Raw genomic sequence first — 9,948 nt, 5'->3', positions numbered from 1 at the left:
GGGCCATTATGCCGTAAGATGGATTATGCCGCATGGCCGAGTTCGGCGGCTGCTGCGTCTGCTGTCGGCCATGCGGCAGTTCGGCATAATCAGAGCGCTTTGAAGAAGGCGAGTATGGGGTGGAAGAACGAACCCGCTGCGCGGGAGGGGAGCGCGTGGTGGGGTCATGATAATGCGGCATATGTTGCGACTGGATTGAGCGCCGAACGGTTCAGGCGGACCATCTGGGCTCCTTCAACCCAGGAGCCGAACGATGACCACGCCGTTTCCCAACACCCCTGTCAGCCCGCTGCGCCAGAAGCTGATCGACGACATGAACATGCGCCATTTCTCGGTGGCGACCCAGCGCAACTACATCCGAGATGTGGAGCGCTTCGCCAGTTTCCTGCGGCGACCGCCGGACACAGCGACCACCGAGGATGTGCGCCAGTTCCAACTGGCCCAGAGCGAGGCAGGTGTGCCGGTGCCCACGATGAACAGCGTGGTGTCGGCGCTGCGGTTCTTCTTCACCAATACCCTTGATCGACCCGACCTGGCCCGCAAGCTGGTGCGGGTGAGCCGTCCACGTAACCTCCCCATGGTGCTGAGCCGCGACGAGGTCGCCCGCCTGCTCAACGCGACGACCACGCTCAAGCACCAGGCAGCGCTGTCGGTGGCCTATGGCGCCGGATTGCGCGTCGGCGAAGTCGCCATGCTCAAGGTGCGCGATATCGACAGCGAGCGCATGCTGATCCGGGTCGAGCGGGGCAAGGGCGGACGATATCGCAACGCCATGCTCTCGCCCGACCTGCTCACCCTGCTGCGTCAATGGTGGCGGGACGGCGATCGCCAGGGCGTGCTACACCGCGACGGCTGGCTATTCCCGGGCCAGCACGCGCTCAAGCCGATCAGCACCAGGCAACTCTATCGCGTCGTGGTCGAGGCAGCTCAGGCGGCCGGGATCACCCGGCGCGTCGGCCCGCATACGCTGCGGCACAGCTTTGCCACCCATCTTCTGGAAGACGGCGTTGATGTCCGGGTCATCCAGGTGCTGCTCGGGCACAGCAAGCTTGAGACGACGGCGCTCTATACCAAGGTGGCCACGCGCACGGTGCGGTCCGTCATCAGTCCGCTCGACAAGCTGGGCATCTTCGTTCCGGCGGAGGCACCACCCGGCCCCTGAGCTGTGCGCACCACCATCGAGGTCGCCGATATTTTCCGAGCGGCCGGGCGTGACTACCGTGCTGCCCATGCCGGGCATTTGAGCCTGGATCAGCTCAAGGTCATGTCCGCGATCGAGACCTGTCGCACCGCAGCTCTTGGCGGTCACGTCGAGGCCTGTTCAGACTGCGGGCATCAGCGGATCGCCTACAACTCCTGTCGCAACCGGCACTGCCCGCGCTGCCAGGGCGCCGCCGCACGCGCCTGGCTGGAAGCCCAGCAGGCCAACCTTCTTCCGGTCGGCTACTTCCATGTGGTGTTCACGTTGCCCACCGAAGTCGCCGACATTGCCTTCCACAACAAGGCGCTGGCCTACGACCTGCTGTTCAAGGCGGCATCGCAGACGATGTTGACCATCGCAGCCGACCCAAAGCACCTGGGTGCCCGCATCGGCATCACCGCCGTGCTTCACACCTGGGGTTCGGCCATGACCCACCATCCCCACATCCACATGATCGTGCCCGGTGGCGGCCTCACGCCGGATGGAGAATGGATATCGTCGCGCCCGGCCTTCCTGCTGCCGGTCCGTGTGCTCGGCGCACTGTTCAGGCGATTGTTCCTGACCCGGCTGCTCGAACTCCATGGTGCTGGAAAGCTCGCATTCTTTGGCAAGATGGCGGGATTCCACAACCATCGCGCCTTCGTCCGCCACCTCGCACCTGTCCGAAGAAAGCGTTGGGTTGTTTATGCCAAACCGCCCTTCGCCGGACCTGAGGCGGTGCTCGCCTATCTCTCCCGCTATACCCATCGGGTTGCGATCTCAAACAGCCGCCTTCTCGGGTTCGACGGATCCGAAGTGACCTTCCGCTATAAAGACTATCGTCGCAAAGGCGCCGAACGGCAGCAGGTCATGACCCTGGCCGCCAATGAGTTTATCCGCCGCTTTCTGCTTCACACACTGCCGCGCGGCTTCCATCGTATCCGACATTACGGCCTGCTCGCCGGCTCCGTCTGCAAGGACTGCCTCGCTCAGGCTCGCGAACTGCTTGGATTGATGCCAACTTCACAAGAACCAGCGACCGATGAGACCGCAGACCAGTGCCCACCTTGCCCCTGCTGCGGCGGCACCATGGTCATCATCGAGACCTTCGCACCGTGGTGCCAGCCGCGGGCACCGCCGAACGTACGGCCATCAACCCGGGAGAGCGTTCATGACCGGGCATGAGCTGTTACCAGACCAGACCGCGACACCACCATCGCGGCCCGCAGACAATCTCGCGCCGGTCGCTTGCCGGATCGCCATTACCGGCCTGCTCCATGACATCTGTCACCGAACGCTCTGCCTTAACGGCTTCTCCATCACACCACACGCCCAAGACCTCGCCTATCCGCTATCACCTGACGATGGCCTCCGAACCTGCCAAATCCAGAAAAACCCATAGCGTCCAGCCCGTGGTTCGCGGGTTCGGTCTTCCCGGACTTTCGGGCGCCTATCGGCAGCCGAAACTCTTCAGGATGGACTAAGCCGCTCGCGCGGCAATGGCGCTTGTGACAAGCGGTGCGCCTGCTGATCGACCGTGGTTCTTTGTGACTAGGGTTCCTGGCTTGACGATTGGGGTCTTCTCAATCATCAGACAGGAGGTTCCTATGAAGGAGGAGAGGACCACCCCACTGCGCGCGCGCATGATCGAAGACATGCGTATCCGTGGAATGGGCGACAAGGCTCAGGAGGCCCATATTCGGGCCATCAAGGATTTCGCTGGGTTTTTGAGGCGATCTCCGGACCTCGCTACACCCGACGATTTGCGCGCCTATCAGCTGCACATGACCAATGCCGGCGTGTCACCCTGGATGTTCAATTCCCGGATTGTCGCGCTGCGGTTTTTCTTCGGCGTGACCTGCGGTCGCGAAGAGATGAAGCGGCATATGCAGTTTCAGCGCAAACCGCGTAACCTACCGGTGGTCTTGAGCGTCGAAGAGATCGCCGCGCTTATGGCTGCGGTTCCTGGGCCGGGTCTGAAGTATCGCGCGGCGCTCGGCATCAGTTATGGCGCGGGATTGCGGGCGTCAGAGGTCTGCAACCTCAAGGTCATCGATATCGACAGCGAGCGCATGTTGATCCACGTCGAAGAAGGCAAGGGCGGCAAGGATCGCAAGGCCATGCTGTCGCCGGCCTTGTTGGATCTGCTGCGCGAGTACTGGCGGGAAGCGCGGCCGCAGGGATGGCTGTTTCCCGGCAAGCCGAAGATCAATCCGCTATCGCCGCGTCAGCTCAATCGAGCCTTCACCTCGGCCAAGCACAAGGCGGGGATCGCCAAGCCCGCCACGCTGCACACCTTGCGCCACTCATTCGCCACGCACCTTCTGGAGGCCAACACGGATGTACGGGTGATCCAGGTTCTGCTCGGACACGCCAAGCTGAGCACGACGGCCCGATATGCCCATGTCGCCACGAAGACGATCCGCGACACCATCAGCCCCTTCGAGCACCTGAAGCAGTTGGAGGATCAGACCCTTATGCGTCGGCTGGAATGACACGCCGCCGGGGTGGCCCGGCCGAAGCTGGAGATCGCTGATATCTTCCGTGCCCATGGGCCCGCGTGGCGGCAGGCCAATGCGGGGCATGTCAGCCTGAGCCAGCTCAAGGTCATGTCGGCGATCGAGGCCTGCCGGACGGAGGCACTTGGCGGGCATGTGGCGGCCTGCGCCAAATGCGGCCACCAGCACATCGCCTACAATTCCTGCAAGAATCGGCACTGTCCGAAGTGTCAGGGACCCGCCGCGCGCGACTGGATGGCGGCGCGGATCGACGATCTGCTGCCGGTGGAATATTTCCATGTCGTCTTCACTCTGCCGGCAGAGATCGCGCAGATCGCCTATTGGAACAAGGAGGCGGTCTATGGGCTGCTGTTCCGGGCGGCGGCCGACACGCTGACCACCATCGTTGCAGATCCACGCCACCTCGGTGCCCGCATCGGCATGACCAGCGTGCTGCACACCTGGGGCTCGGCGCTCACCCATCACCCGCATGTGCACATCATCGTACCCGGCGGCGGCCTGTCGCAGGATGGCACGCGCTGGATCGCCTGCCGTCCAGGGTTCTTTCTGCCCGTGCGGGTCCTGTCGCGGCTGTTTCGACGGTTGTTCATCGAAGGGCTGCTGGCGCTGTATAGCGCACGCAATCTGGTCTTCTTCGGTGATCTGGCCGGGCTGGCTGAAGCTGACACCTTCGCCGCCTGGCTTGCCCCCTTCCGCAAATCCGAATGGGTGGTCTACGCCAAGTCTCCCTTCGGCGGGCCGGAGGCCGTGCTGGCCTATCTCAGCCGCTACACGCATCGCGTGGCCATCTCCAACAACCGCCTGATCAGCGCCGATGCCGAGACGGTGACCTTCCGCTGGAAGGACTACCGGATCAAGAACGGCGACCGTCAAAAGGTCATGCGGCTGGCCACCGACGAGTTCATCCGGCGCTTCCTGATCCATGTCCTGCCCGACGGTTTCCACCGCATCCGCCACTATGGTTTTCTGGCCAGCGCAGGTCGCAAGACCACAATCGCAAAAATCCGCGATCTGCTTGGAGCCGAAACCGCCAGACAGAATGATCCGCCAAGCGCCGAGATCATACCGCTCACCTTGAAAGAGCCATGCCCCGACTGCGGCGGTCCGATGCGCATTGTCGAGATATTCCGACGCGGCCAGAAGCCGAGATCCCGTGCCCCACCAAGGCAGCAGGCAGCATGACGAGGTGCCCGTCACAACGGCCAAAGCTGACCCGGAAAGACACGGCGCTTCGGGATGGCATCGGTTTGCCCCACATAACGCTGAACACCGCAAGACCGTCGAACGCGACAGCAAGGAGGCCATCAGACCTGCTTCCGATCATGTCATCGCACGCCCTCAGATCGGCCCGTTTGCTTCTGCCGTCAGCGGCAAACTCCCCGACAGACGTCCGCACCCGCGCGCTTTCCCCATAGGTCCCGCCCAGATCCCGCGGCTTCCTCCTTCCAAGGTTTGTCAACGCGGGCCGCCAACGCCAGCGGCCGACGTCGCGCTAAGGCCCGCATCGAAAAACCTTCAGGCAAGCTGCCCGACCGCTTCTGGGCGCCCAAGCCGGGAAAGCGGCCGTTCAGCAGGCTACTGTACTTTGACCGCAATGCGCCACCTTTCCGGCCGTTCGACTGCCGCTTGCGGCGTCCCGAAAGCCGACATTGCTCACGGCGTAGCCAAGCGCAAGCCGATTACTTCGGCGTATATGTTCGAATCCCACCCGGTCCGCCACTTGCCCTCGCGAAAGCGTTCTCCCGATCCGGCTCCGGCCGGATTTTTCCGTTGTATTCGGGGGTTATGCGGGAGGGGCCCTTAACTGGCCCACGCCCCGAAGGGCGCACACGCGTTCTCTCCGGGCCGGTATTCTCCGGACCTGTTAACCGCCGCGCTTTCGGTGAACAGCTTTAAGTTGATTAGCTCCCTTACCTTGCGGGCTTGCCGACCTTGAAACTGATCTCGTGCGTGTGGCCGCGCTGCCGGAAGACTTCACGCTCGATCTGTGGCTTCTGACCCATGAGGATCTGCGTCAGACGGCACGGATTCGTGCGTTCCTTGATTTCATGGCCAAAGAATTGGCAAAGGAAGCATCTGTGCTGGAGGGACGGAGTTCCAGCGATGCCACGCGGACCGGATGGAAGGATGATCTTTGCTAAATACCTCCCACCGACGACAACTAGCCTTTCGCTTGAACGCGATCAAGATTCGACCCAGATTATTGGTACAAAGCTGATGAACGAAGGAGCAGATTAATGCACGGATTTGTCGATGACATCGAAAAGTTGACCGAGGAGAACGCCGACTATCGGCGGGTCCTCTATACGGCGAGGAACATGCAGTTGGTCCTGATGGCGCTACAGCCCGGCGAAGAGATTGGCGAAGAGGTGCATGACGGTGGCGACCAGTTCTTCCGTGTCGAGAAGGGGCAAGGCGAGATCCTGATCGATGGCGCCGCACACAAGATAAAGTCGGACATGGCGATGATCGTACCGGCGGGCGCGCGACACAATGTCAGGAATACGGGCGACGAGCCCCTCAGGCTTTACACGATCTACAGTCCTCCCGAACATGTCGATGGCGTCGTCCATTCGACCAAAGGCGAAGCCGACGCTGCCCACGAGCACTTCGACGGAAAGACGACCGAAGAATAGCTCGGCTTTGCCGACTCTGTCGGAAACCGGCACCAGTCTCACTGACAGGAGCCAGCGGCGACCATCGTCGAACGTTCATGATCTCGTCGCTACGGCGGGCGGCGCGCGTTGTTGCGCCCGGAAGCATAGTTTCGGCATGAGAGCCTGCGCCGCGATTAGGAGATGAAGTGGGAAAAGCATTCGAGATCGATCGTTCGTTCGTTTTGACGGTCCTGACCGTCGCTGGGATGCTTCTGGCCATACTCGCTCTTTGGCCGCTGCAGGGTGCCGCCGCCGCGTACTTTTCCCTCGCAGGTCTGTTGCTCGTTTATCTAGCGGGCGGACTGCCAGCCGCTTGGCGGGCGGCCGCCACCTTGTGGGAGGAGCGGATCCTCGACATCGACCTCTTGATGGTCGTTGCAGCGGTCGCGGCTGCGGCCGTGGGGGCGCCTTTCGAGGGCGCCGTCCTGCTGACGCTCTTCAGCATCTCCACGACGCTGGAGGAACGGGCGCTCGGCCGCGCGCGCCGGGCCATCGAGGCGTTGATGGAGCTTCGGCCGGAGACGGCACTTCGCAAGGCGCCGGACGAGTCAGTCTCGGAAGTCCCTGCTGCCGATCTTCAGGTGGATGACGTCGTGGTGCTGCGGCCTGGCGCGCGGGTTCCGGCGGACGGGGTGATCGTCAGCGGCCGGGGCTCTCTCGATGAAGCCCATATCACCGGCGAGTCCATGCCCGTCGCCAAGCAACCCGGCGCCCCGGTCTTCGAGGCGACGGTCAACCTCGACGGCGTGCTCGAGATGGCCGTGACGAAGACGATCGCGGAAAGCACGGTTGCCCGCATGATCGCGCTCGTGACCGAGGCGCAGGCGGCCAAGGCGCCGTCGGAGCGCTTCAGTTCCTGGTTCGGGCAACGCTACACGGTCGCGGTCATGGTCGGAGCCGTCCTGGCCTTCGCCGCCTTCTACTGGCTGGGGCGCGACTGGGAGGAGGCGCTCTACCGATCAGCGACCCTGCTGGTGGCGGCGAGCCCCTGCGCGATCGTGATCTCCGTCCCTGCCGCGATTCTTTCCGCCCTGTCGGCTGCCGCGCGCGGAGGTGTGTTGTTCAAGGGCGGCGCCGCGCTCGAGACGCTGGCGGCGGTCGACACCTTCGCCTTCGACAAGACGGGAACGCTGACGACCGGCAGGGCCTCGATCACGAAGGTGGTGGCGCTCGACGGCAATGAGCGACGCTTCCTCTCGCTGCTGGCTGGACTTGAGGCCCACTCGGAACATCACAGCGCCGCAGCCATCCGGCAGGAAGCCGTCAGCCGCGGTGTTGAACCGGCCAAGGTACTTAACGTGATCACCCGGCCGAGTGCCGGCATCGTCGGCGACGACGGCGGGAGGCAGTTGTGGGCAGGCAATCCGCGCCTCGCCACGCAAATGGACGCTTCCATCGATCACCCGATGCTGAAGGCGCTGGCTGCGGACACCGAGACGGTCATCTATTTCGGGCGGGATCAGCAGGTGATGGGAGCTGTTACCATCGCGGATCAGGCCCGCCCGACCTCTGCGCCGGCGCTTGCCGCATTGCGGGAAGGTGGGGTCACCGAAATCATCATGATGACCGGCGATCGCCGTCCGGTTGCGTTGCGCATTGGCGAAGAGCTCGGATTGAAGCCCGAGGAAATCCATGCCGACATGCTGCCGGAGGACAAGGTCAGGATGGCGGGGGAGTTGGCTGCCAGAGGCAAGGTCGCCTTCGTCGGCGACGGGGTCAATGACGCCGCCGCGCTGGCCCGCGCCGATGTCGGGATCGCCATGGGTGCTGCGGGCTCCGACGTCGCGCTCCAGGCAGCCGATGTGGCGCTTCTGTCGGAAGACATGGGACGGCTTGCCGACGCGCAACGACTGGCGCGTCGCACGGCGAGGATCATTCGGCAGAACCTCGCCTTCGCCATGGGTGCCATGGTCATTCTCGTGACAGGCGCGCTATTCTTCGAGCTGCCTCTCCCGCTCGCGGTGGTCGGTCACGAGGGCGGAACGGTTCTGGTGGTGCTCAACGGGCTGCGTTTGCTGAGGGACCCCATCCGCCGCAACGAAAACAAGTCAGCGTCACCAGATCAGGTGGTGACGGTCGACAGCATCAGCGCCCCCGTCTAACGTCATGCCTATCGCAGAAAAATCCCGCGGCGCGCGGGTTGAAGACAACGACTTCAACTCGTTTCCGGCCCAGAGAAGGTTGGACGTCAGGCCCATTCCCTCCGCCACTTTGGTAAAAACCGGGAACGCCGATTCCCGCCGACTTTCCTCCTTTGGTGGCTACCGGCGTCCTCAATAGGGTGTTTTTTGCTGCCCTCGATGTAGATCGCGTCGTCCGCGATCTCGGCGTGTTGGGCGAAGGCGCGGACATGTTCCCGCCGATAGCCGCCCTTTCCAAGCCGGAGGCGAGTGCGAGCTTCGCTTGCCAGTTCCGGCACGGCCGCTTTGGCGTGAATCTAAATTCAAACAGCAAAGCGCCCGATGGATTGCACCGGGCACTTCTTTCTCAAGTCACCTCGAGATTACTTGGTAGCGAGGATTTCGAAATTGTGGACGTTTGCCACCACACCGTCGTGGCCTGCCCCCTGAAAAGTGGTCCTCCCTTAAGTAGGCTATTGGCCGTTAGAGAGGACGTTGGAATGCCCCAGAAGAAGCACAAGCCCGAAGAGATCGTCGCGAAGCTGCGCCAGGTCGATGTTCTGCTGTCGCAAGGAAGATCGGTTGGCGAAGCTGTTCGTTCGATCGGGGTGACGCAGTTTACGTATTACCGGTGGCGCAAGGAGTTTGGTGGCCTGAAGGGCGACCAGGTGAAGCGTCTCAAGGAACTCGAGAAAGAGAATGACCGGCTGCGCAAGGCGGTTTCGGACCTGACGCTCGAGAAGCTGATATTGAAAGAGGCTGCACGGGGAAACTACTGAGCCCCGCCCGTCGTCGCCGCTGCGTCGATCATGTGATGGCGAAGTTCTCCGTTTCGGAGCGCTTCGCCTGCAAGGCCCTCGGCCAGCATCGCTCGACCCAGCGCAAGAAGCCCAAAGGCCGGCCGGATGAAGAGGCGCTCACCGCTGACATCGTCCGACTGGCCTCGCGCTACGGCCGCTATGGCTATCGTCGGATCACCGCGATGTTGCGGTCCGAGGGCTGGACGGTGAACGCCAAACGCGTCGAGCGCATTTGGCGGCGGGAGGGGCTGAAGGTTCCCCAGAAGCAACCGAAGAGAGGTCGTCTCTGGCTGAATGACGGATCGTGCGTCCGGCTTCGGCCGGAGCACCCCAACCATGTCTGGTCTTATGACTTCGTCGAGGGCCGGACCCACGATGGCAGAAAGTTCCGCATGCTCAACATCATCGACGAGTTCACCCGGGAGTGCCTGGCGATCCGCATCGCTCGCAAGCTCAACTCAACCGACGTCATCGACGCCCTGTCGGACCTGTTCATCCTGCGCGGTGTGCCCGGCCATGTTCGTTCCGACAACGTCCTATGTCGGGAAATTCTGGCTGCTTAGGTCAGCAGGTCGTGTGGCATCCGGCTGTCCGGATACCTTGATAAGGTTGCCCAGACGGGCTCTGCGGTCAAGAAATGATCTCATCCATAGCAAACACAGGGTACGCGAT

The 9,948-nt window shown here is 62.8% G+C and carries 7 protein-coding genes and 1 pseudogene; all 8 read left to right on the top strand.

Translation table 11 applies throughout. The annotated features are described in order from the left end of the window. The first annotated feature begins 253 nt into the window (after positions 1-253). Positions 254-1,162, top strand: a complete 909-nt coding sequence (locus tag GRZ55_RS22700) for a tyrosine-type recombinase/integrase (RefSeq protein ID WP_094462465.1) — start codon at positions 254-256, stop codon at positions 1,160-1,162. 3 nt (positions 1,163-1,165) lie between these two features. Next, a complete protein-coding gene (locus GRZ55_RS22695; protein WP_094462466.1) occupies positions 1,166-2,365 on the top strand; it encodes an IS91 family transposase in 1,200 nt (399 codons plus the stop codon). A gap of 422 nt (positions 2,366-2,787) precedes the next feature. Further along, a complete protein-coding gene (locus tag GRZ55_RS22690) occupies positions 2,788-3,675 on the top strand; it encodes a tyrosine-type recombinase/integrase (protein WP_169289224.1) in 888 nt (295 codons plus the stop codon). A gap of 12 nt (positions 3,676-3,687) precedes the next feature. Then, complete coding sequence (locus tag GRZ55_RS22685; RefSeq protein WP_169289222.1) at positions 3,688-4,881, top strand: IS91 family transposase; 1,194 nt, start codon at positions 3,688-3,690, stop codon at positions 4,879-4,881. Positions 4,882-5,645: 764 nt separating this feature from the next. Next, a complete protein-coding gene (locus GRZ55_RS22680) occupies positions 5,646-5,840 on the top strand; it encodes a hypothetical protein (RefSeq protein WP_210257498.1) in 195 nt (64 codons plus the stop codon). Positions 5,841-5,936: 96 nt separating this feature from the next. Further along, complete coding sequence (locus GRZ55_RS22675) at positions 5,937-6,335, top strand: cupin domain-containing protein (protein ID WP_169289221.1); 399 nt, start codon at positions 5,937-5,939, stop codon at positions 6,333-6,335. Between the two features lie 227 nt (positions 6,336-6,562). Beyond that, the gene (locus GRZ55_RS22670) at positions 6,563-8,458 is read left to right on the top strand and encodes a cation-translocating P-type ATPase (RefSeq protein WP_169289223.1); all 1,896 of its coding nucleotides are present in this window, start codon (positions 6,563-6,565) and stop codon (positions 8,456-8,458) included. A 518-nt stretch (positions 8,459-8,976) separates the two neighbouring features. Beyond that, positions 8,977-9,809 (top strand): annotated as a pseudogene (locus GRZ55_RS22665) (IS3 family transposase); the annotation flags it as partial. Positions 9,810-9,948: the final 139 nt, after the last annotated feature.

The organism is Chelativorans sp. ZYF759 (assembly GCF_012911015.1).
Taxonomy (GTDB): Bacteria; Pseudomonadota; Alphaproteobacteria; order Rhizobiales; family Rhizobiaceae; genus ZYF759.
Note: the sequence above shows the minus strand (reverse complement) of the source record. Positions and strands in the feature narration are given on the sequence as shown.